This window comes from Campylobacter concisus (assembly GCF_902460895.1).
Taxonomy (GTDB): domain Bacteria; phylum Campylobacterota; class Campylobacteria; order Campylobacterales; family Campylobacteraceae; genus Campylobacter_A; species Campylobacter_A concisus_BC.
Genome location: NZ_CABPVL010000003.1, coordinates 77,332 through 100,523, shown reverse-complemented (window position 1 = coordinate 100,523; position 23,192 = coordinate 77,332). Strand labels below are relative to the sequence as shown.

At 42.0% G+C, this 23,192-nt stretch carries 19 protein-coding genes and 1 pseudogene; 5 read left to right on the top strand and 15 right to left on the bottom strand.

The features are described from left to right. The first annotated feature begins 60 nt into the window (after positions 1–60). Positions 61–1,548: a sodium/proline symporter PutP gene (gene putP, locus F3G98_RS06310; RefSeq protein ID WP_103608115.1), complete on the top strand. Its 1,488-nt coding sequence runs from the start codon at positions 61–63 to the stop codon at positions 1,546–1,548. Positions 1,549–1,596: 48 nt separating this feature from the next. Here putP and tsaD read toward each other — a convergent pair whose 3' ends face one another. The 11 genes from tsaD to F3G98_RS06255 form a co-directional block, all read right to left on the bottom strand. Further along, entirely contained in the window at positions 1,597–2,601 is a 1,005-nt protein-coding gene (gene tsaD / locus F3G98_RS06305; protein ID WP_149725906.1) for a tRNA (adenosine(37)-N6)-threonylcarbamoyltransferase complex transferase subunit TsaD, read from the bottom strand. After that, the gene (locus tag F3G98_RS06300; protein ID WP_149725905.1) at positions 2,598–3,896 is read right to left on the bottom strand and encodes a M99 family carboxypeptidase catalytic domain-containing protein; all 1,299 of its coding nucleotides are present in this window, start codon (positions 3,894–3,896) and stop codon (positions 2,598–2,600) included. Before F3G98_RS06300 ends, tsaD begins: the two co-directional genes overlap by 4 nt. Beyond that, entirely contained in the window at positions 3,896–5,131 is a 1,236-nt protein-coding gene (locus F3G98_RS06295) for a uracil-xanthine permease family protein (RefSeq protein WP_103608118.1), read from the bottom strand. The genes F3G98_RS06300 and F3G98_RS06295 overlap by 1 nt, the downstream gene beginning before the upstream one ends. Continuing rightward, the gene (gene dxr, locus F3G98_RS06290; protein WP_103608119.1) at positions 5,118–6,227 is read right to left on the bottom strand and encodes a 1-deoxy-D-xylulose-5-phosphate reductoisomerase; all 1,110 of its coding nucleotides are present in this window, start codon (positions 6,225–6,227) and stop codon (positions 5,118–5,120) included. The genes F3G98_RS06295 and dxr overlap by 14 nt, the downstream gene beginning before the upstream one ends. Then, entirely contained in the window at positions 6,209–6,940 is a 732-nt protein-coding gene (locus F3G98_RS06285; protein ID WP_103608120.1) for a phosphatidate cytidylyltransferase, read from the bottom strand. Before F3G98_RS06285 ends, dxr begins: the two co-directional genes overlap by 19 nt. Positions 6,941–7,114: 174 nt before the next feature. Beyond that, positions 7,115–7,534: a restriction endonuclease gene (locus F3G98_RS06280; protein ID WP_439952266.1), complete on the bottom strand. Its 420-nt coding sequence runs from the start codon at positions 7,532–7,534 to the stop codon at positions 7,115–7,117. A 307-nt stretch (positions 7,535–7,841) separates the two neighbouring features. Beyond that, positions 7,842–8,561, bottom strand: a complete 720-nt coding sequence (locus F3G98_RS06275; RefSeq protein WP_004317555.1) for a fumarate reductase iron-sulfur subunit — start codon at positions 8,559–8,561, stop codon at positions 7,842–7,844. After that, positions 8,554–10,572, bottom strand: a complete 2,019-nt coding sequence (locus F3G98_RS06270; RefSeq protein WP_004317497.1) for a fumarate reductase flavoprotein subunit — start codon at positions 10,570–10,572, stop codon at positions 8,554–8,556. Before F3G98_RS06270 ends, F3G98_RS06275 begins: the two co-directional genes overlap by 8 nt. Before the next feature lie 14 nt (positions 10,573–10,586). Further along, positions 10,587–11,285, bottom strand: a complete 699-nt coding sequence (locus F3G98_RS06265) for a fumarate reductase cytochrome b subunit (protein WP_035142502.1) — start codon at positions 11,283–11,285, stop codon at positions 10,587–10,589. A gap of 119 nt (positions 11,286–11,404) precedes the next feature. Next, positions 11,405–12,220, bottom strand: a complete 816-nt coding sequence (gene lgt, locus F3G98_RS06260) for a prolipoprotein diacylglyceryl transferase (RefSeq protein ID WP_149701960.1) — start codon at positions 12,218–12,220, stop codon at positions 11,405–11,407. Positions 12,221–12,256: 36 nt separating this feature from the next. After that, a complete protein-coding gene (locus tag F3G98_RS06255) occupies positions 12,257–12,892 on the bottom strand; it encodes an IMPACT family protein (protein ID WP_103635497.1) in 636 nt (211 codons plus the stop codon). A 126-nt stretch (positions 12,893–13,018) separates the two neighbouring features. On the opposite strand from F3G98_RS06255, the gene galU reads away from it, so the two are divergent. The 4 genes from galU to F3G98_RS06235 are packed head-to-tail and all read left to right on the top strand — an operon-like array spanning position 13,019 to position 17,256. Then, positions 13,019–13,840 carry a UTP--glucose-1-phosphate uridylyltransferase GalU gene (galU, locus tag F3G98_RS06250; protein WP_009294249.1) on the top strand — a complete coding sequence of 274 codons (822 nt, stop codon included), beginning with the start codon at positions 13,019–13,021 and terminating at the stop codon, positions 13,838–13,840. Then, positions 13,837–15,057, top strand: a complete 1,221-nt coding sequence (locus F3G98_RS06245; RefSeq protein ID WP_103608125.1) for a glucose-6-phosphate isomerase — start codon at positions 13,837–13,839, stop codon at positions 15,055–15,057. Before galU ends, F3G98_RS06245 begins: the two co-directional genes overlap by 4 nt. A 3-nt stretch (positions 15,058–15,060) precedes the next feature. Beyond that, positions 15,061–15,606, top strand: coding sequence for a DUF1287 domain-containing protein (locus F3G98_RS06240; protein WP_149725904.1), 546 nt, complete (start codon positions 15,061–15,063; stop codon positions 15,604–15,606). Between the two features lie 60 nt (positions 15,607–15,666). Continuing rightward, positions 15,667–17,256, top strand: a complete 1,590-nt coding sequence (locus F3G98_RS06235; RefSeq protein WP_103608127.1) for an ABC-F family ATP-binding cassette domain-containing protein — start codon at positions 15,667–15,669, stop codon at positions 17,254–17,256. A gap of 204 nt (positions 17,257–17,460) precedes the next feature. Here the strand turns inward: F3G98_RS06235 and F3G98_RS06225 are convergent. The 4 genes and pseudogenes from F3G98_RS06225 to F3G98_RS06210 all read right to left on the bottom strand — a co-directional run bounded on the left by F3G98_RS06225 (position 17,461) and on the right by F3G98_RS06210 (position 22,912). Then, a pseudogene (locus F3G98_RS06225) lies at positions 17,461–18,137 on the bottom strand (DUF4272 domain-containing protein). A 39-nt stretch (positions 18,138–18,176) separates the two neighbouring features. Next, positions 18,177–19,523, bottom strand: coding sequence for an FAD-dependent oxidoreductase (locus F3G98_RS06220; RefSeq protein WP_103608128.1), 1,347 nt, complete (start codon positions 19,521–19,523; stop codon positions 18,177–18,179). A 128-nt stretch (positions 19,524–19,651) separates the two neighbouring features. Beyond that, entirely contained in the window at positions 19,652–21,658 is a 2,007-nt protein-coding gene (locus tag F3G98_RS06215) for a TonB-dependent receptor domain-containing protein (protein WP_149725903.1), read from the bottom strand. A 231-nt stretch (positions 21,659–21,889) separates the two neighbouring features. Continuing rightward, entirely contained in the window at positions 21,890–22,912 is a 1,023-nt protein-coding gene (locus F3G98_RS06210) for an NADH:flavin oxidoreductase/NADH oxidase (RefSeq protein ID WP_149701964.1), read from the bottom strand. Positions 22,913–23,192 lie beyond the last annotated feature (280 nt).

Sequence of the window (23,192 nt, the reverse complement as noted above, 5' to 3'; positions counted from 1 at the left end):
ATTGAAATTTAAATATTTTTGTAATAACATAACCGTTTTATTTTATTTGAAAGGAAATTTATGAGCTTTGGGTCTTATTTAGCCATCGCCATCTATTTTGGTTTCTTGCTCTTCATCGGACGATATTTCTACGATAAAAATGCAAGTATGAACGAGTATCTGCTAGATAACCGTCAAATGGGTCCAGTCGTCACCGCACTTAGCGCTGGTGCTTCTGATATGAGTGGTTGGATGCTACTTGGCGTGCCCGGGGCTCTATACGCAACTGGCGTGGCAAATGTCTGGATGATAGCTGGTCTTATCGTGGGAGCATACTGCAACTACTTATTTCTAGCAAAGAGGCTTAGGGTCTATACTGAGGTTGCAAGCGACAGTATCACGATACCAGACTTTTTAGAAAACCGCTTTAAAGACAGAACAAAAATTTTAAGGATCATCTCAGGTCTTATAATCTTAATATTTTTCACGCTTTACGTAAGTAGTGGTATCATCGCTGGTGGCAAAACTTTTGAGAGCTTTTTTGGCTTAAAATTCGCATACGGAGCGGTCTTTACGCTCATAATCGTAGTCTTTTACACATTTTTTGGCGGATTTAAGGCTGTTAGCATAACTGACGCATTTCAGGGTCTTTTGATGTTTTGTGTCCTAGTTTCGATCCCAGTCGTGGCATATCTAAATTTAGACTTGCCAAGCGATACAAATTTGATAAAAGAGATAAGCAGGCTTGATGCAAACCACCTAAATCCATTTAGAGACCAGACTTTCTGGGGTATTTTGGGCCTTCTAGCTTGGGGCTTTGGCTACTTTGGGCAACCACATATCATCGTTAGATTTATGGCGATACGTGACTCAAAAGAGCTTGCAAAGGCAAGAAGGATCGGTATCGGCTGGATGACGATCGGCCTACTTGGTGCAATTATGAGCGGACTTATCGGATTTGTCTATTTTAGCCAAAGAGGCGGACTAAGCGATCCTGAGACAGTATTTTTAAAGCTTGGCGAGCTACTTTTCCCGCCATTTTTTATAGGTATCATCATCTCAGCCGTGCTTTCAGCGATCATGAGTACCATCTCAAGCCAGCTTTTAGTCACTTCAAGCTCGGTCACAAAGGACTTCATCTTTGCCTTTTATAAAAAAGAGGTGAGCCAAAGCACGCAAACAGCGATCAGCCGCTATGCAGTCGTGGTCGTGGCGATAATTGCCACAGTGCTTGCCTTTATCTCGACAGATAACGTTTTAAACGTTGTTGGCAACGCTTGGGCTGGATTTGGCGCGAGCTTTGGTCCGGTACTGCTTTTTAGCCTTTACTGGAAACGTATGAGCGCACTTGGAGCGCTTGCTGGTATGATAGCTGGCGGTGCGACCGTGATATTTTGGATAACATCAGGGCTAAATGCCTATGTTTATGAAATTTTACCAGGCATTTTAACCTCAAGTCTAGCCATCATCATGGTCAGTATCTGGGGCGACGCGATAAATAAAATGACTAGCGAGCCACACGAGCAAGTGATAAAAGATGAATTTGAAAAGATGAAAAAAAGGCTTTAAATTTAAGCAAGGTGGCTAGCTTTAGCCACCATCAAATTTACTTTAATTTTAAATTTCTATTTTCTTAAAACTAACCCTTGGATTTATAGTTAGTTTATCATGCGAGATAAACTCTTTTTTTAAGTATTTCTCACGTCCAGCTCTTGCTATCATCAGCGCGTTATCAGAGCAAAATGCAAGTGGAGCTAGCAAAAGCTCGCACTCATTTTTTTGACAAAGCGCTTCAAGCCTTTTTCGTAAATTTAAATTCGCACTCGCTCCGCCAACTACGCCAAATCGCTTGAAATTTCTTAGCTTGAAAACCTTTTCAAGCTTATTTAAAATGTGCTCGCAGGCCGTATTTTCAAAGGCGTAGCAAATATCTGCAATATCTTTTTGTGTGATAATTTCAAGCTTTGAAATTTCAACTCTGACTTGGTTTTTAAGCCCTGAAAAGCTGTATTCAAGGCGTTTGTCGTGAAGAAGTGGGACGGTAAATTTAAACCTATCTTTATCCTCGCACAAAAGTGCGTTTTGCTGCACGACGGCACCCCCTGGATAGCCAAGATCAAGCATCTTTGCCACCTTGTCAAAGCTCTCGCCAAAGCTATCATCGCTAGTGCTTGCAAGCTCTGTAATCTCGCCATTTTTGCTAATCTCAAGAATCATCGTATGTCCGCCACTAACTAGCAAAACTCCAAGCGGAAAGGTGGCTTCGCGGTCTAAAAATAGCGAGTAGATATGACCAACTAGGTGATTTACGGCGATTAGCGGGATATTTAGGGCGATACTTAGCGCTTTTGCCATGCTGACGCCGCCTATCAGGCTCACGCTTAGCCCTGGCTCGTTTGTCACAGCGATCGCGTTTATATCTTTTAAATTTGGCAAGATATCATTTAAAAGCGCTGGCAGTGCCTTTGTATGAAGCCTCGCTGCTAGCTCTGGGACCACGCCACCAAAGATAGCGTGCTCCTCTTCTTGAGAAATCTTTTTATAATAAATTTGCTCCAGCGTCTCTTCGTCTATGAGTGCGACAGAGCTGTCATCGCAGCTACTTTCGATGCCAAGTATCATCTAAACTCCGCTAGTATCATGCCAGCAAATTTCTCTTTGTCATTTTCGCTTTTGTAAAACTCAACTCGGTAAATTTTGCCATCTTTATCTATGCTGTAGCTTTTATTTAGGCTGTTTTTATCGATCTCTTGCTCGCTCTCATCAACGCTTTTTGTGCCGTATCCTATGACATTTACGCGCACGTTTTTGAGAGTTTTTACTTTAAAACTTTTTTTAACGCTAAATTTGTCGCCACTTTTTAGCACAAGCTCGTTGCCATCGCTCAAGAGAGAAATTTTATCAAGCGGCTTTGCAAACTCGAAGTATTGCGGTTTTAGCCTTGTGACAGAGCGGTTGCCATACTGCACTTTGTAAGTGTCATTCTCTTTTATGACGGCGATTAGCGGATTTGGCGAGTGGTAGCTTAGCTCGCCCTTTTTAAATGGCACGAAGCTTATCACTGGTTTTAAATTTTTAAGGCTAAGAGCGTAGCTGTCAAACAGCTCAAGCCTGATCTCCTTTTCGATCGCCTTTTTCACGCTTTTGACATCGAGCTCAAATGGCCTAGTAAAGCTAATGCCAGCCTTTTTCATATACTCCTCGATCGCTATAAGGTGATAATATGTCCTTTGTTCGGCGTTTAAATTTTTGCTAGCTTCGTTTGCAAAGGCGGACTTGTTTTGCGTGATCGCGTAGTAGGTGAGGCTTTTTAGCATCTCTTTGTCGCCCATCGCTGTGTGCGTATTTTTGACGTGATACTGATGTTTTGGGTCTATTAGGTGCTTATTTAGCACGTCTTTTACACTTGATGCGATGCTTTCAAGCTCTGGGTACTTTGAGCCTGGCAGTGTGCTTTGATCGATGATGCAAGTGTTACCCCATTTGTCTGGATTTTCGTCCTTACTTATAAATTTATCTCTATAATATCCGCTGCCATCGTGTAAATTTAAGATGAGAGTGACGTTTTTGTCGGTGATGACGTCTTTTATCTTCATCACTGAGTTGTAGTCTGGATCGTCCTTTTCGACGTGGGCAAATTTTCTATTCATATCGCCCTTTGTGCCACGACTTCGCTCGATGATACTTGGGAAATTTAAATTTGGCACGACCCAAAGCGAGCCTTTTGTGATGTTATAATCAGTCGCCACGATAGAAGCCGCCAAAAAGCCGCCTGGCTCGTCGCCTTGGATGCCACCGATTAAGAGCATAGTATTGCTACTTGGCTCACCTTTTTTGATAAGTGCATAGTCCAGTGCGCTTGCATTTGCAAGGCTTGCAGCCGCTAGAACTGCTAAAAAAAGTCTAAATTTACGCATTAATATCCTTCGTAATGCTTTGTTTTTGGTAAAAGCAAATTTAAAACTATACCAGTAACCGCGCCAAGTCCGATACCTGAAAATTTAACCGCGCCAAGGTCAAGCACCATGCCGCCGATGGCGAAGATGAAGATGAGGGCTACGATTATCATATTTCTAGGATCGGCAAGATCTACTCTGTTTTTTATAAGTGTCTCCATGCCAACGCTTGCGATGATGCCAAAAAGTAGTAGCATGATACCGCCGATGACTGGAGCTGGGATGGTTGAGAGCACTGCGCCAAGCTTGCCAACGAAGGCTAGCACAATAGCAGTGATCGCCGCAAAGGTCATGATCGCTGGATTATACGCTTTTGTAAGGCTGACTGCGCCTGTGACCTCTGAGTAAGTGGTGTTTGGCGGACCACCAAAGGCAGCAGCTAGCGAGGTGGCTAGGCCGTCGCCTAAAAGGGTATTTTTAAGCCCTGGATTTTTCAAAAAATCCTCTTTTGTGACATTTGAGATAGCGAGCATATCGCCGATGTGCTCGATCGCTGGGGCGATGGCGATAGGTATCATGTAGATGATCGCTTCGATTTCAAATTTTGGTGCGCTAAAGCTTGGCACTCTAAACCAAGGAGCGTTAGCGATGGCGCTAAAATCAACCATGCCAAAGCAGTAAGCCACGATGTAGCCAGCGATGATGCCAAGTAGGATCGGTATAAGCCTAAACATCCCGCGTCCTAGCATCATGACAACGATAGTAGCTATAAGCGAGGTGGCTGCAACTATCATCGCTACGTTTTGAGTGTAGGTATCGGTGGCCGAAGTCGCCATTTTGACGGCATTTGGAGCTAGTATGAGGCCTATGGTCATGATGACAGGACCAACAACGACTGGAGGCAAAATTTTATGCAAAATTTTCTCTCCGCCAAAGCGAACTACAAGACTTAGCGCTACGTAGAAAAATCCAGCAAATATAACGCCGCCCATCGTCACTGGTATGCCCCATTTTTCGATGCCGTACTGAAGCGGAGCGATGAAGGCAAACGAGCTTGCTAGAAAGATCGGCGGGATGTTTTTTCTAGTTATTAGCTGAAAAAGCAGCGTGCCAAGACCTGCTGTAAAGAGCGCGATGTTTGCATCAAGCCCCGTAAGGATAGGCACGAGCACGAGCGCACCAAAGGCGACGAACAAAAACTGCACACCGATGAGACTTTGCCTAAGATCAAATTTATACCCCTCATACCTTTGCATTTAGCATCCTTTTTGCGTATTCTCTAACCTCTTTATCGACTTCATAAATTTCATTTTGAGTTGTTATCTTTAAATTCCTAAATTTCTTTACTGAGCCTAAAATGAGCCTTGATATATCTAAAAATGAGCACTTTTTCTCTAAAAAGCTAAACACTCCAACCTCGTTTGCAGCGTTTATGACGACACCTAGATCAGGACTAGCTAAGACTTCGTCTTTTAGCGAAAAGACTGGATATTTTTTATGGCTGATCTTATGAAATTTTATATTTTTTAGATCAAGTAAATTTGCGTGAGAGACGATATTTTCGTCCACTTTTTCAAGCATAGCGTGCGCGATAGCTAGCTTCATATCAGGGCGTGAGAGGTGCATCGTGCTTGAGCCGTCGATAAACTCGACTACGGCGTGGATGGCCGAGGTTGGCTCAATAACTGCCTCGATATCTTTTATGCCGTAAAGCCAGTAGGCCTCCATCACCTCAAAAAGCTTGTTTGTCATCGTCGCGCTATCAATGGTGATCTTTGCGCCCATATCCCAGTTTGGGTGTTTAAGCGCGTCAGACGGCGTGGCATCTTTTAGAAATTTGATCGGTTTTTTATAAAATGCCCCACCACTTGCTGTGATGATGAGTTTTTTGGCTGGAGTTTTGTTTTCTAGTAGAAATTTAAGCCCAAAATGCTCGCTGTCTATTGGCAAAATTTCTCTTGTTTTTAAAAACTTACCACCAACTACAAGGCTCTCTTTGTTTGCAAGAGCAAGTCTTTTACCAAGTGCTTGCGTCTTTAGACTAGGAGCGAGCCCAGCAAAGCCAACAAGGGCATTTATCACCTTTTTTGAGCTTGAAATTTCAAGCATTTCTAGCAGTCCGGCCTCTCCAAAAAAGATGTTTTTGGCCTCAATGTTTTTTACATTTTTAGCTAGCTTTTCATCGCCCACGCAGACAAATTTTGGCTTAAATTTTAAAATTTGCTCATTTAGCAAAGCTACGTTTTTAGCGCAGCTTAGTGCCTCAACGCTAATGTCAAATTTCTCGCAAAGATTAAGAGTATTTTTGCCGATAGAGCCAGTTGAGCCAAGTATTACCACGATAGCGACCAAAGTAGCGCGACAACGCCAAATAAATAGCCATCTATCCTATCAAGCATACCGCCATGTCCTGGAAAAAGCGTGCCGCTGTCTTTGACGCCGCAAAGTCTTTTTAGATAGCTCTCAAAGAGATCTCCCCAGACCGCAAAGACGCAGACTAAAAAGCTTGAAAATAGAATTTGAAAAAATCCATCTGTTACGAAATTTCCAACGACGCAGCCAACTATGGTGCCTACTACCACGCCGCCAACTGCGCCTTCGATGGTTTTGTTTGGTGAGCTTGGGCTAAACGGGTGCTTGCCAAAGGCTTTACCAACGAAAAATGCGCCACTATCGCTTGCAACGACGCTTAAGATAAGCCACGCAAGATAGCCCATGCCATACTCTGAGTAAAGCATCCACATCATAAAGATAGGAGTTGTCGGATAGACAAAAGGGGCAACTAGCTTTAAATTTTCGCTTTTTATATGCGCAAGGATAGATGCTACCAGCATGATAGCTAGGATCGCTATGAAGATCGGATTTGTAAAATATGTAAGCACGTAAAATGCGAGTGCTGCATAAACTAGCTGTTTGTGATCGATGTCATAAAGCTTGAGCGACTCATTAAAGGCAAAGTAAAGCACAGCGCCAAGCAAAATAAAATTTAAAATATAATTATCTATAAAAAAAACTACTAAAATAGCAACAAACATCAAAACGCCAGTGATAATGCGTGAGGACATACACTCTCCTTAAAATCGTTATTTTGCCGTAATTATAACACTTAAAATTTAGACGGCGTTTATAAGAGTGAAATTTGGTTTAAAAAGTGTTTTGAGTTGGTAAAATTTGGGTTTATTTGTGTTGTGCACAGTAAAATTTATATGATAAAAAGCAAAAGATTGCTTATTTGGTAGCTAAAAATTATTTTCATCAAAAAAGTCGGTGTCGATCTTGCAAATTTCATATATCTGGTCTGTTTGAACGCCTACTTTATACTTTATCATTAGCTCAGCCAGTCTGTCGCCATCTATCAAGACTACGCTAAAGTTTTGACTATCTTTGGCAAACGTTTGGGCCTCTTTTGTAAATTTTGCCGTCGTAATAAAGACATCTTTTTTGGTATTTTTATTTGGGATAGCGCCGATGAACTGCTGTATTTCTTGCCTGCCAATGTTGCTGCCATCCTTATATCTCTTTGCTTGGATGTAAATTTTAGAAAGTCCTAGCTCATCTTCGTCTATTATGCCATCTATCCTACCATCTGGTCCTTTATTTGTAAGACATCTAGTTCTATAGCCCATTTTTTCTAAAATGCTAGATAAATTTTCATCAATTTTTTAATCTTAAAAGCTATAATCACCGCATGAAGCATCTAAGCCTGACAGAGTTTTTCTCTGATAATATCAACTTATTTATAAACGTGATCGCTTCATTGTTTGCGGTATTTTTTTGCTTTAGTGTTGGCTTTGGTCTTTTATTTTTTATTACCTTGCCGCTTGGCTATATAATGGGCATAGTCTTATCGTTTCCGCTTTTAATATTTGTGTTTTTAGTATTTGCAGCGCTAGATATTTGTATATGTATCTTGGTGTCAGTTTGCAGAGTTTTTAAATAAATTTGGGGCTTTTTACAGCCCCTTTGCTACTTTATAGCAGCCATTTTTCTACGCATATAAGCTATGCGGCTTTGAAGTGGTAGGTGTTTTGGGCAGTTGTCTTCGCAGCCAAGCAAAGTCATACAACCAAATACGCCATCATCATCGCCGATTAGCTCGTAAAAGTCCTCGTCAGTTCTCTTATCAAGTGCGTCTATCTTAAATCTAGCAACCCTGTTTAGACCAACAGCGCCGATGAAATCAGGTCTCATAATAGCTGTTCCGCAAGATGCGACGCAAATTCCGCACTCTATACAGCGATCAAGCTCGAAAACTTCTTGAGCGACTTCTGGCTCAACTTTCTCTTCAAGCTTAGAGATATCTGTCTCATGATCTGTGTGTATCCAGCTCTCGACGCGCTTACTCATAGCGTTCATCCAGTTACCAGTATCTACGCTTAGATCTTTTAGTAGTTTAAAGACTGGCAAAGGCATAAGCTCAATGACACCGCTTTCAAAGTCTTTTGTTAAAGTTCTGCAAGCTAGGCTTGGCTTGCCATTTACTAGCATGCCACAACTACCGCAAATTCCCGCACGACAAACAAAGTCAAAGCTAAGATCTGGATCAAATTTCTCACGAATTTGATTTAACGCGATAAATAGCGTCATACCATCAGTCTCTTCAAGCTCATAAGTCGCAAAATGAGGCTTTGAAACTTTGCTTAAAGGATTATATTTAAAAGCTTTTATGGTTATTTTTCTACTCATTTCCTATACCTGCTCTTTCATTTGGTGCTTTATATTTTGGTTGAAGGTCATAGTGCATCAAAGCCTCTTGAATTTCTTGTCTGCTCTTGCCTTCTGCTTGCATTTTCTCGCGAATTTCATCGACCTCTTTTTGGCGGATAGCGCTGTTTGGATGCTCGATGATATTTCCTTTTGCACCATAACCTCTAAATGCTGGCGGCATCTCCATCTTCATGATATCAAGTGGCTCATAAGTGATAGTTGGCATAGTGTCGCCTTCTTTCCAGCTTGTAAGCGTTCTGTTTAGCCAGTTAAGGTCATCTCTCTTTGGATAGTCTTCACGGCAGTGAGCGCCACGGCTCTCTGTTCTATCAAGCGCACCTTTTGCGATACAAAGCGCTAGTTTTAGCATCTTTGGCACGCGGTAAGCCTCTTCAAGCTCTGGGTTGCCAAATAGTGCTTTGTTGCTTACTTTTACATCAAGTGACTCTTTATAGAGTGCTTCAAGCTCTTTAACAGCAAGTTCTAGGCCTTTGCCTGTTCTAAATATCGCAACGTGCTCCCACATTACCTCTTTCATCTTGTTTTTGATATCAAAGACGTTAAATTTACCCTCTTTTGTGACGAGGCTATTTAGATAGTCTTCTTGTTTTTTAACAAATTTCTCGATATCAGCTGTGTTTATCTCGATCTCGTGGCTAGCGCAATAATCTGCAAAATAATCACCAACGATCATACCAGCGACGACTGTCTCAGAAACTGAGTTACCACCAAGGCGGTTAAAGCCGTGCATATCCCAGCAAGCAGCCTCGCCAGCGCTAAATAGACCAGCTAGTGTTGGGCTCTCGCCAGTTGGTTTTGTCTTGATGCCGCCCATTGAGTAGTGCTGCATAGGTAGGATCGGTGCCCAGCCTTTGCCACGCTGATGTCCTGTCTCGTCAGTATATACTTCAGTGTCAGCAGGATCGATGCCGTTAAAAATTTCGCAAATTTCTTGAACGTCACGTAAATTTTTCTCGATGTGCTCACGTCCAAGGATAGAGATATCAAGCCAAACGTGATAGCCATAAGGGCTAGGCACACCTTTGCCTGCACGGATGTGCTCCATGATGCGGCGGCTAACGACGTCACGGCTAGCTAGCTCTTTTTTCTCTGGTTCATAATCAGGCATAAAGCGGTATCCATCAACGTCACGTAAAATTCCACCATCACCGCGGCAACCTTCTGTTAAAAGAATGCCAGATGGGACGATCGGAGTTGGGTGAAACTGAACAGCTTCCATATTGCCAAGCTGAGCTACGCCAGTCTCAAGTGCGATCGCAGCGCCGATACCTTCGCAAACAACAGCGTTTGTAGTGTGTTTATAAACTCTACCATAACCGCCAGTTGCTATAAGTGTGCCTTTTGAAACATAAGCTGTGATCTCGCCATTTACCAGGTCGCGAACGATCGCTCCGTAACAGCGGTTATTTTGGTGTATCAAAGCGATCGCCTCTTTGCGGTCGTGAATTTCTACATTGTGCTTAAGCGCTTCGTTTGCAACAGCAAAAAGCATGGTGTGACCAGTTGCGTCAGCTGTGTAGCAAGTTCTCCACTTTTTTGTACCACCAAAGTCACGTGAGTGGATAAGGCCATGAACCTCTTCTTTTTCAACGATAGTTGTCTTTTGAGCGTTGATGATAGCGCTTCTTTCACCTTTTGTGATCCTAGTCCAAGGCACGCCCCAAGCCGCAAGCTCTCTAATAGCTTTTGGAGCAGTTTGACAAAACATACGTGCAACTTGTTGATCGCAACCCCAGTCGCTACCTTTTACTGTATCAGCAAAGTGTACATCTTCGTTATCACCTTCACTCATTTTAGAGTTACCAAGGCTTGCTTGCATGCCGCCTTGTGCAGCAGCAGAGTGAGAGCGTTTTACAGGGATTAAGCTCAAAACTACGGTGCTTAAGCCCTTTTCTCCGGCAGCCACAGCAGCTCTAAGACCAGCTAGACCACCACCAATTACTAATGCGTCATAATATTTTACATTCATCTTCTAGCTCCTTTTTAGTGGCTGATCCACACGAAATCGGCGATTAGCGCAATCACAGCAAGTATGCCATAAATGACAAATACAACTGTCTTTGCCTTATTTCTTTTAGCAAGCATTTCGTGTTTGTTTGCGCCATCAATACTTACCCACTTGACATACAAGCGGTACATGCCAACGCCAGCGTGAACGACCATGAAAACAAGTAGTGCGAAGTAGAAAATTTCTAGTTTGTGAAAAGCAGCGGCTGACTTATCAGCTGTGATGTGACCACCAAAGATGATGTCGATTATGTGGGCGCTTGCTGCAAAAAATAGAGCAAAGCCTGTTAAAAACTGGAACCACCAAAGTGTGGTATCAAGGTGCTTCATGCGGTCTTTATGGCCTCTAAACATTAGATACTGTCTGTAATTTGCAGGAAATTTTCTCATGGCCAAGAAGGCGTGAGTAACAAAAACTACAAAGATAACAGCAGCTATAACATTTGTGATCCACCAAGTAGCCTCACCAAATAAAAATTTAGCCTCTGCAAATCCTACGACAGCGTTAAATGCGTCTTTGCCAAGTAGTATAGTAGAAGTAAAAACCATATGGCACAATATGAAACAGGCTAGAATAAATCCTGTAATACTTTGCCATCTATCCCAAGCGGCTGGTGTGCGGCTTTTTTTGCCGTCCGACCGTTTCCCCAAAAAACCTTCTATAAGCCCGGTCATGAGCCCTCCTAAGAAATTTGAAATAAGTTATCATTTCTTAATACTAATTTAAACATTAGCATTAATTGATAAAGCTAATGCTATCAGAACTTTACTTTAATAAATTTTAAATATTGACATTAAATTTTCGTAAAACTCTTATAAAGTTTAATATAGACAAAAATTCCGAGCCCACACATAATAAGTGATAAAATTTGCCCCATCGATAGACCAAAGATAATAAATCCAAGTCCAGAATCAGGCTCTCTGTAAAACTCGCAAATAAATCTTGCAAATGTGTATAAAATGGCATAAAGTGCTATGAGTTCGCCATTAAATTTCTTATATTTTCTATATAAAAATAAAATGACAAAAATAACTAAACCTTCTAAGAATGCTTCATAAAGCTGGCTTGGATGTCTTGGCTGACCAAAGACATTTATCGCCCAAGGCACGTCTGTGACTCGTCCAAAAAGCTCTTGATTTAAGAAATTTCCTATCCTGCCAAAGGTATAGCCAAAAGGTATGCAGATGGCGCAAAGATCAAGCAACTGCCATGCGTTTTGCTTATATCTTTTGCAAAATAAAATTGTCGCTAGCAAAAAGCCAACCACAGCGCCGTGATAGCTCATACCGCGAATTCCTATAAACTCGCCGTTGTGGATTGGATTAAAAATTTGCCAAGGCTGCGTTAGATAATATCCCGCTTCGCCAGAATAAACTAAAACCCAGCCAAGTCTAGCGCCTAAAATGACGCCTATCTCTACCCAAAAAAAGTAGTTGTCTAAAAGCTGATTTGAGATAGGGATATCATCTTTTTTAACGAGATACTTTGCCATGGCAAGTGCTAAAACAAGGGCCAAAATATACATAAGCCCATACCAGTGCACGCTAAAGCCAAAGAGGCTAAAGGCGACTGGGTTAAAGTGGTTATAAATGTCGTTCCAAATTTCCATTTTTACTTTCTTTTTAAAATTTTTGCGATTTTACAATTAATAAATAAACAGCGCTTTGCTACCAAGTGGCAAGGCTAGAAATTTAAACTCGCTTGCTTCAAATTCTTTACAAAATTTAAATAGCTCAGCAAACTCGGCTTCGTTTAAATTTACGCTCCAGATCGCTCCAGTGTCATTAAATTCTCTTTCAAACTCGCTTAAATTTTTAGTGGCAAAATAGTGCTCAAAGCGGCTCATCAGTGAAAATGGCGTAAAAAATTTGATCTCATCTTTTATCTCAAATTTCATCATGCCACCATCTTTTATGGCTTCGTTTATCGCTTCATTTACAGCCCCTGAGTAGGCTCTTACAAGTCCTCCAGTGCCAAGCTTTATCCCGCCAAAGTAGCGAACTATCAAGACACCAACATTTATTAGCTCAGCACCCCTTAGTGCATTTAGGCTTGGCTGGCCGCTAGTACCCTTTGGCTCGCCGTCATCACTTTGATTTTCAACTATTTGGCCGTATTTGTTTAGCTCTCTTGTCGCCCAAACTACGTGAACAGCCTTAAAATGCTCCTCTTTTAGGCTCTCATGCAAGCTTTTAAATTCGCTTATCGGGCACAAAAATGCTAAAAAATTTGACTTTTTTATATCAAGCTGGGCTTTAAAAAGCCTATCAATCGTCTGCAAATTTGCTCTTTTTTAAAAATTTTAAAAATCTTATCAATTTGCTAATTAAAGCCTTGTAAATTCAGAGAAATTTATATTATTAAGGAAAAGATAGTAGAATTTTGCAATTTTTCATGAAGGACTAAAATGATACAAACTTGCCTATTTCCAGCGGCTGGATATGGAACGAGGTTTTTACCAGCTACAAAATCGCTCCCAAAAGAGATGCTACCGATCCTTACAAAACCGCTCATTCACTACGGCGTTGATGAGGCGCTTGAGGCTGGCATGGACAATATGGCCTTTGTCACAGGACGCGGAAAAAGGGCACTTGAGGACTATTTTGACATCAGCTACGAGCTAGAAAAAGAGATCGCAGGCAGCTCAAAAGAGTCGCTACTTAGCGAAGTTAGAAATTTAATGAGCTCATGCACATTTTCATTTACTAGGCAAAATGCTATGAAAGGGCTTGGACACGCCATTTATACGGGCAAAACTCTAGTTCGAGATGAGGCTTTTGGGGTCATTTTGGCAGATGATCTATGTATAAACGAAAATGGCGAGGGCGTGCTTTCGCAAATGGTTAAAATTTATGAAAAGTATCGCTGCAGCGTAGTAGCTGTGATGGAGGTGCCAAAAGAGCAGACCAAGTCTTACGGCGTCGTAAGCGGTAGGTTTATAGAAGATGATCTCATAATGGTTGATGATATGGTTGAAAAGCCTGATCCTGCCGAGGCTCCGACAAATTTAGCGATAATCGGCCGCTACATCCTAACGCCAGATATTTTTAACATCTTAGAGCGGACAAAGCCAGGCAAAAACGGCGAAATTCAGATCACTGACGCGCTAAAAACTCAGGCAAAAGATGGCATGGTGCTAGCTTATAAATTTAAGGGCAAGAGGTTTGACTGTGGCAGTATCGATGGCTTTGTTGAGGCTACAAATTTTTTTTACGAGCGCAGTAAATGATAGAGACTTCATTTAAATTTAACTTTGCAAGCAGCGAGGTCATCGACTCTTACGCCAAACGCATAAACGACGAGTACGAAAGCGGCGAGATAGGCTACTACCACCTGCCAGCTCTTGGGCAAAATTTGCTCGGCGAGATCAAGGAATATGAGAAGGGGCTAGCTCATATCAAAAATGTAGTACTTGTTGGCATTGGTGGCAGCAGTCTTGGCGTAAAGGCGCTAAAATCGATGCTTGAAGGCACAAAGGGGATAAAAAGAGAGCTTTTATTTTTAGATAACGTCGATCCTTGCAGCTACAAAAGCGCACTTAGTGGGCTAAATTTTGACGAGACACTTTTTATAATAAGTTCAAAATCAGGCAACACGATCGAGACGATCACTATTTTTAAGTGCTTGCTTGATGACTTTAAACCTCAAAATTTAGGCAAAAATTTCCTCATCATAACTGATCCAGGCACAAATTTAGAAAATTTTGCCAAAGAAAATGGCATTAAATTTTTTAATATCCCAAAAAATGTTGGCGGGAGATTTAGCGTGCTAAGTGCTATCGGTCTTGTGCCTCTTGGAATTTGTGGCTACGATATAAAGGCACTTTTGGAGGGCGCGCTTGCTTGCAAGAAGCAATACATCGAGCAAAAAGATAGCTCAATAGTCGCTAAAGCCTACCACTACGCCACTAGCAGAAATGCCAGCATAAACGTCATTTTTAGCTATTGCGATAGATTTTTTGAATTTAACGACTGGTACGTGCAGCTTTGGGCGGAGAGCCTTGGTAAAAAAAGAGGCTATAAAAGGGTCGGCCTTACGCCAGTTGGACTTGTCGGCAGTCGTGATCAACACAGCTTTTTGCAGCTTATCATGGACGGCGTAAAAGATAAGAGTGTGACATTTATAAAGATAAAAGATCACGCGAGCGACAAGACTATCCCAAATTTAAGCCTAAAAGGGCTTGAAGAGTGTGATTTTGTGGCGGGTCTAAGCCTAAATGAACTTATAAATTTGCAGTGCGACGCGACGGCTATGGCGCTGGTGCAAGAGGGCATAAGTGTCGATACTATCACGCTTGAGAGGCTTGATGAGTTTCATGCTGGCTGGCTCATTTTTTACTACGAGCTACTAACCTCGGCCACTGGTATCATGCTAGGCATCAACACCTACGATCAGCCAGGTGTTGAGATAGGAAAACGTATCTTAAAAACCATGCTTTTAAAGTAGAAAATGAAGAAATTTCTACTTTTAGCTCTTTTTGCCACGCAAATTTTTGCCTTTTCGGCGAGTAAATTTGTAAATGACGCTAGGTCGCAGATCGGCGTGACGCTAAGTTACGACCCTAGCTACGAAAGGCTCGCCTATCCTATGGGCGACGTGGATATCAAAAAGGGTGTTTGCACCGACGTTGTGGTAAGGGCGCTACGTCATCAAGAGATGGATCTGCAAAGGCTCATTTTAAAAGATTTGAGTAGAAATTTCGCAAGCTATCCTAAAAAATGGGGACTTAAAAAGGCTGATAAAAACATCGATCACAGGCGTGTTTTAAACATCGCTACCTATCTAAAAAGAAAAGGTTTTGAGGTGAGCGATGATAAATTTCAGCCAGGGGATATCGTCACATGGATGCTGCCAAGAAATCTACCTCACATCGGTGTGATCTCAGATAAATTTGAAGGCCAAACACCGCTTGTCATCCACAATATCGGCTCTGGCGTGCAAGAAGAAAACATACTTTATAGCTACAAGATCACAGGGCATTTTAGGCTAAAGTAGCAAATGGCTTTTTAATCAAATTTTAGGCAAAATCGCAAAAAATAAATTCAAGGAAAAATAATGTTAGAAGTTAGGGGACTTACTCAAAGATTTGCAAGCAGTTTGCTATTTGAGGATGTAAATTTAAAGCTAAATCGCCACAACAGATACGGACTAATCGGCGCAAATGGCGCTGGCAAATCGACATTTTTAAAAATTTTAAGCGGAGCTATCGAGCCAACTAGCGGTGAGATCATCATAGAAAATGGACTAAAGGTTGGCGTGCTTGGGCAAGATCAGTTTGCGTTTGAAAATTTCACACTAAAAGATGCGGTGCTTTATGGCAACAAACGCCTATATGACGCTGTCAAAGAGAAAGAAAAGCTCTATATGAGCGAGGAATTTACAGATGAGATAAACGAGCGCTTAAGCGAGCTTGAGATGATAAGCGCTGAGGAGGATCCAAGCTACGAGTACGAGACTAGGATAGAAAAAATCCTAAGCTCGCTTGGACTAAATGAATTTGATAAGCTCATGAGCGAGGTCGAAAACTCAGATAAAGTTAAGGTTTTGCTAGCTCAAGTGCTCTTTCCAAAGCCAGACATCTTGTTCTTAGATGAGCCGACAAACAACCTTGACATAGACGCGATCGCATGGCTAGAAAACGAGCTAAACCGCCACGAGGGCACGCTTGTAGTTATCAGCCACGACAGACACTTTTTAAATAGAGTTTGCACAAACATTTTGGATGTGGATTTTAAGAAAATTCGCGAGTTTTCAGGCAACTACGACGACTGGTATATGGCTGCAAATTTGATCGCAAAGCAGCATGAGATGGAGCGCGATAAGAAGCTAAAAGAGAAAGAGGAGCTGGAGAAATTTATCGCGAGATTTTCAGCAAATGCGAGCAAAGCAAAGCAGGCGACCTCTCGTGCAAAACAGCTTGAAAAGCTTGACATAGCAGAGATCGCAGTCTCAAGCAGACGTGATCCAAGCATTCTGTTTCGTGCAAACCGCGAGATAGGCAATGAGCTAATTGAGCTAAAGAACAATAGTAAGAAATTTGATGATAAAGTGATATTCGAAAATTTTAACTTTAAGCTCGAAAAAGGCGACAAGCTAGCTATCATCGGTCATAACGGCGTTGGTAAAAGCACACTTTGTAAGATCATAATGGGCGAGATAAAGCCTGACGCGGGCGAGGTGCATATAGGCGCGACCATCGAGCTTGGATATTTTGCGCAAGATACTGTAAATAAGATAGATGGCGAGCTAAAGCTTTATGAATACTTGCAAGATGCCAAAAACAAGGACATCGACGAGATCAGAAAGTGCCTTGGCAGGATGCTTTTTAGCGGTGCCGAGCAAGAAAAAGCAGTTGGCGCGCTAAGCGGTGGTGAAAAACACCGAGTGAGACTAGCTCAACTCATGCTTCACAGGCCAAATTTACTTGTCATGGACGAGCCAAATAACCACCTTGATCTTGAGGCTATCATCGCGCTTGGCGAGGCGTTTTATAACTTTAATGGCTCAGTCATCTGCGTGAGCCACGACAGGGAGCTGATAGACGCCTTTGCAAATAGAATTTTACACCTAAAAGGTAGTGGCGAGGTCGTTGATTTTAAAGGCACATACGAAGAGTATAGAGCAAATTTAGGACTTGAGAGTTAGTTTTTTACCGTTTAAACCGCGCTAAGTTAGTTAAATTTGCTTAATGCTTATTGCGACATATACGAGCATTTTAGCCACTTATTAAAGGCGAGTAAAAAGCAAGCTCTGAGTTTCCAAAGCCAAAAGAAGCTCGCTATCTTCGCTTTCCTATAGCATTTACATTAAGATAAATTTTAAGCTCATTTGAGCTTAAAATTTCTTAGATCAAGTGTTTAGATCAGGATAGTCCCAGCAGTTAAACTCAGCACTCAAATCGTCATTTTCTTGCCCTTTGCAGCATAGCCATTCAAGCCCCGCTCGTCTCTCCATAACGACCTCTTCGTCAAGTCCAGCCACCTTTGTGCCATTTACTCTTGCATTTACACACGCCCAGTGGTAGCGATAAACTAGATCGAGCTTACTTAAAATTTCATCCATACTGCGAAGCTTTGAACGGCTTTTTAGCCCGCCCTCTTTAAAGACATTCATCACAAACTCGCAGTCGCAAATTTTATCCATCTGGCCGATATCTTCTGCTATACCAAGCGCCAAAGCAATATCCAAAGCGACTCATATTTCCAGCCCATATTCACAGCCGTGTCCATATCGGCCCTGTCTTCAACGACCTCTTTTTCTTTTACACTTAGTCCGTCGTAAGCTTCGCCTAAAAAGCTCTTTGCCCACGCCATATTTTCTTTGCCCAAAGAGCCTTCATCACGGATCGTGCAAGCGCACATGATCGCTGTAAATGAGCAAACTGCGCGCTTTATTATCTCGTCAATATCTCTTGGCGTAACCTCGCTATTTTCATAGCGAAGCGGCAAGCTCTCAAGCACTGCTACGCCCTCTTGCTTTAAAATTTTTATGTTCTCATCTTTTCTTTGTTGTGCTGTTTTTGGCATATCCGCACCTCCTTTAAAAATATCAAACACTCCCATTTTCTACCCAAAAAACTCGGCGTTAAATTTCTCTTCGTCGAAATTTTTACCCAAAAATTTGCAAATTTCCTCCATATCAGCCCTCGCCGTTTCAAAACAGCTAGTAGCCCCAGGGCTTGGCGTCATGTTAAAGCTTATGCCCTCGCCTGTGCTGATCTTGCCCTCACCAAGCTCTAGCCTTTTTTTATTGCGGTCTATCACCTGTGGCCTTACGCCACCAAAATTTACAGCGTAGCTTAGGTCGTTTTCGCTTAGGCTTGGTACGATCTTTCTGGCGTCTTTAACAAATTCTTTTTTGTTGATAAATGGCACTTCAAACAAGAAATTTCTTAGTATATATGACCTTATGTCCCCATCTTTTAGTAAATTTGTAAAGACTTCAAGGACGTTTTTGTCAAATTTTAAGCACTTTAAGAAGTCAAAAAAGCTAGAACAGCCGTGAAATCTCTCAAGCTTTGGTATGACAAGGGCAGTTGGCCCAAAGCGAGTGTTGCCATTAGCTAGGATGTCTGGATCGCCGTGAAGTGCGGCAAATGGTAGCTTGTCATTTTGCACCATATAGACTTTGCCGTTTAGTAGGCGCTTGTTAGCAAAGTAAAAGCTTCCAGCAACTGGCAGCGTGCTAAGATGCAACCCATAACCCATCTTGTGAGCTAAAAATAGCGAGTGCGCTCCAGCATCGACTACGACGTAGTTTGCTGTGATCACTTCGCCGTCATTTATCTTGATGTGAAAGGTATCGCCCACCTTTTTCATATCAGTCACTTCTGAACTTAGGCTGATCTCATAGCCATCTCCGCCCAAATTTAGCGCATTTTGAACGAGCGAATTTGCCACGCCACCAAAGTCCATCGTCGTATACTGACTATTTTGCGCGCCTATTGCGATGATATTTTCTGGGCGCTCATTGCCATTTGCGTCAAAAACGACGTTTGGTTCGATCTGTTTTAACTTCTCTTTGTCATAAATTTCAAGATAAGAAAACAGCTCTTTAAAGCTCTCATATCGCTCCTTGATGCGCTCTACTTCGGCATCTCCGATGGCTAGCGTCATCTTTTGATGAGCAAACATATATTTGCCCTCTAGGTTGTATTTTAGGGCGTATTTTACTGGCATATTTGCCACTTGTGAGACCTTTTTTGCCTTTTCTAGCGTGTAGTTTGTCTCGATGTCACCGCAGTGGATGGTCTGCGAGTTGCCTTTGCCGCTTGAATTTAGCGTCGCTACGCCGTCATATTTTTCTAAAAGCGCGACCTTTTTTATATCGCTAAATGCAGCCAACTCGTAAAAGAGTGCCGTCCCGCTAATGCCCGCTCCAACAATTGCCACTTCAAAGTGCTTTTGCCTCATTTTCTCCCCTGAAAGTTTAGTCGCACAAATGATACTATATTAAATTTAAATCAAACAGCAAAAAGCGAGGTATGAAAAATAGGCTGTGTAAAAGTGAAATTTGGCAAGGCTCTCACCTTGCCATAAAGCTAAAATTTATAAGAGACATTTACTTTGAAATTTCTACCTGGCTCCCAGTCTACGTAGTTTGGATCGCCTGTATAGTCAGCCGTTCGTTGAGACTGCGAAGCGTATGCCTTGTTAAAGAGGTTGTAAATTCCAGCATTTATCTCAAGCCCTTTAAATTTACCGCTGCTTGGCGCATATGTAGCGTAGATGTCGCTAACTGCATAGCTTGGTATCTTGACATTTTTATCGTCGCCAGCTGAGACGGTATTTTTTGAGGCAAAGTAGATTAGGTTATAGCCTATTAGCGTATCGATCCTTGAAAATGCGTACTCTGCGTTAAATGTGTATTTATCGCCTTGATCTCGGTAGCCGATGATGTTTGAGGTGTAGTAGCTGCCATTTGGTTTAGCGACCCTATCTTTATATTTTACCTTTTGGTGAGTGTAGCTAGCAGCTAGGCTTAGTGCGTCTAAATTTAGCCTTGCAAGTAGCTCGACACCGCTTATATCAGCCCCACCAGCGTTTATCCTGACTAGAGTTTGATTTACACCACCACCTGCTGCGTTGTTATCGACTATTAAATTTTTATATTTTGTCATGAAGTATTTTGCAGATAGGCTATATGAGCTAGCTTCACTTATGTCGCCATGGTATTTAAGACCGGTTTCGTAGCTATTGCCGGTTGTTGCTTTTAGATCTTTATTTGCCGCCCAGTTTAAAGCCCTGCCCCTACTACTTCCACTTGCCATCATCGACTCCATGACGTCAGGTCCTCTAAAGACCCTCGCATAGCTTGCAAACGCGTTAAGACCTTTAATGATCTCATAATCAAGCGCAAGCGCTGGGGTAAATTCGTTAAATTTATATGTGTAGCTCTTTACATTTCCAGCTCTGCCGTCGTAGCTTTTTAGCTCGTGATGAGTGTATCTGATACCAGGAGTAACGGTTAGCGAGCTAAAATTTAGCGCATCTTCTGCGTAGATAGAGTAGTTATTTACCTTTTCTGGGTAGTGATTGTCTGGTTTGTTGAAATTTTTACTTTGGTAAAACTCAGCACCATATCTAAAAGTTTGCGTCAAAGCGCCGCTCTCTACTACGCTCTTAGCCTTTGCATTTATGCCGTTCGTCTCTACGCCCCATTTTGAGCTATCAACCCTTTGGTGTCTTGTGTTGTAAGCCGTCACATCTAAATTTAAAAGATCACTAGGTTTATACTCATATTTTAGCGTTGTTGTGTCGCGCTCATACTTGCGGTTATCGACACTATTTGAGCCACTATACCAGCTGCCAAATTCTGCTCTTAAAGGATAAAGACCCTTAAATTCATTATGCTCTCTTGAGATAGAAATTCTATGTGCATCAAGGAAGCTATAACCAAGCTTTAAAAGATAGCTAAGGTCGTTTCCGTCGCCACCTATCTTTCTTTTGTTACCGCTTTTGCCGTAGTCGTAGCCCTTGTGATTAATAGCGGCTATAAAATCAAGCCCTTCAACTGGTGCAGTAAATAGCATAAGGCCTTGAGAAAATTCGCTGTTATTTGAGGCGTATCCAGTCTTTATCTTTGCGCCGATCTTCTCGCCGCTTTCTAGCAAGTCTTTTGCATCGACCGTTTTAAAGGCGACTGAGCCACCAAGCGCGCCAGAGCCATTTACGACTGACCTTGAGCCAACCTCGACGTCTATTGCCTTTATGAGATCAGGATCGATCAGCAAGTCGGCGTTGTGGTGAAACGTGTTTCCATTTTGTTTCGCGCCATCTATCGTGATATTTAGACCGCGGTCACTTACGCCTCTCATATAAATTTTTTGATTCATGCCGTTTGTGCCGCCCACATAGACGCCAGGGATGTCCCTCATCACGTCTTTTGCTAGGCCAGCGTTTCTAGTTGAAATTTTGATGTCATCAACGCCGTATCCACCGCTGCTACTTGTCACCTCAACACCGCTTAGCACGCTCTCGTCTGCTGCGTTTGCACAAACTGTCACGCTTGCTGCAAGAGAGAGCTTAAATAAGCCCTTAAACCTCATCTCTCCTCCTAGTTTGATTATTAAAATTACTATTTTAGTTTATAGTCTAATTTTGAAATTGAATATTATAATTTTAAATATAAATTTCAGGTAAAAATTTAAAATATATGCGATTTTATAGCTATAAATATAGAAATTTTGATTTATTAATGTAGAAAAATAGTAAGCAAATTCTAGTGATTTTATTTAAGAAAAATGAAATTTGGCAAGGCTCTCACCTTGCCGTAAATTTTAGTATGCCCTTTTATAGGCATTTTCTATTTTGTCATTTTCGCCAAATTCTTTCATGGCGCCAAAAGCAAAATATGGGTTGCGTAGTAGCTCTCTGCCAAGCGCCACACCATCGCAAACATCGCCAAGTAGCAGCGCCTCGCACTCGCTTGCCTTTGTGATGAGACCGACTGCAAAGACTGGGATATTAACTGCATTTTTCACAGCTTTTGCATAGCCAGCCTGATAAAGAGGCGTAAATTTAGGCGCGCTATCAACCTTTGCATAGACTCCGCCAGCTGAGACGTGAATGAAGTCAGCTCCATTTTTCTCTAGCTCACGTGCGAGCTTTACGCTATCTTCTACGTCCCAGTCGCCCTTAAGCCAACTACTTGCACTTATCCTCACGCCAACTGCGATATTAGCGCCAGCTTTGATTTCTCTTAAAATTTCAAGCAGCAGCCTTATGCGGTTTTCAAAAGAACCGCCGTATTCGTCACTTCGCTTATTTGTGCCAGCACATAAAAATTGATTTATCAAATATCCATGCGCTGCGTGTATCTCCACAGCCTCGTATCCTGCGCTCTTTGCCCTAATGGCCGCCTCCACAAAGCTTTGCTTAACGCTTGCGATATCCTCTGCGCTCATCTCTTTTGGCGTGGCGTATTCATCGCTAAATTTGATAGCACTTGGCGCGATGATGCCCTCACAAGTGCCCTTTCTGCCAGCGTGAGCTAGCTGGATGGCCATTTTGGTGCCATATTTACTACAGCCTTTTACCAGCTCCGCGTGAGCCTCGATCTGCTCGTCACTCCAAAGCCCAAGGTCTTTTTTGGTGATCCTGCCGCGCGCCTCCACAGCTGTCGCCTCAACAATGATCATGCCGACACCACCGATCGCCCTTGTAGCGTAGTGAAGCTTGTGAAAGCACCTTGGACGACCATCATCTTTTTTGACCTCGTACATACACATCGGAGCCATAATAATGCGGTTTTTGATCTCGATGCCACCTATCTTAAGCGGCGCAAAAAGCTTGTTTTGCATAAAATATCCTTTAAATTTTTTGGTTATTTTAGGATATTTGTTTAAATTCTTGGATTTATAAAGATTTGCATTTTGTAACCCAAAAAGTGCTTATTAAATTTTAAAATTTATGAGCGAACATATCATGGCTCTAAATTTAGTGGTAAGCTCTGCGAGACCTAAATTTAGTAGTCCGCTAAGTCTAGTGAGTAAGATTTTAAAATTTGAAAAATTGCTTCATCTGATATTGCAAATATCAAACAAATTTTAAAATTCCATGAACAAGTAATTTCGGCTCTAA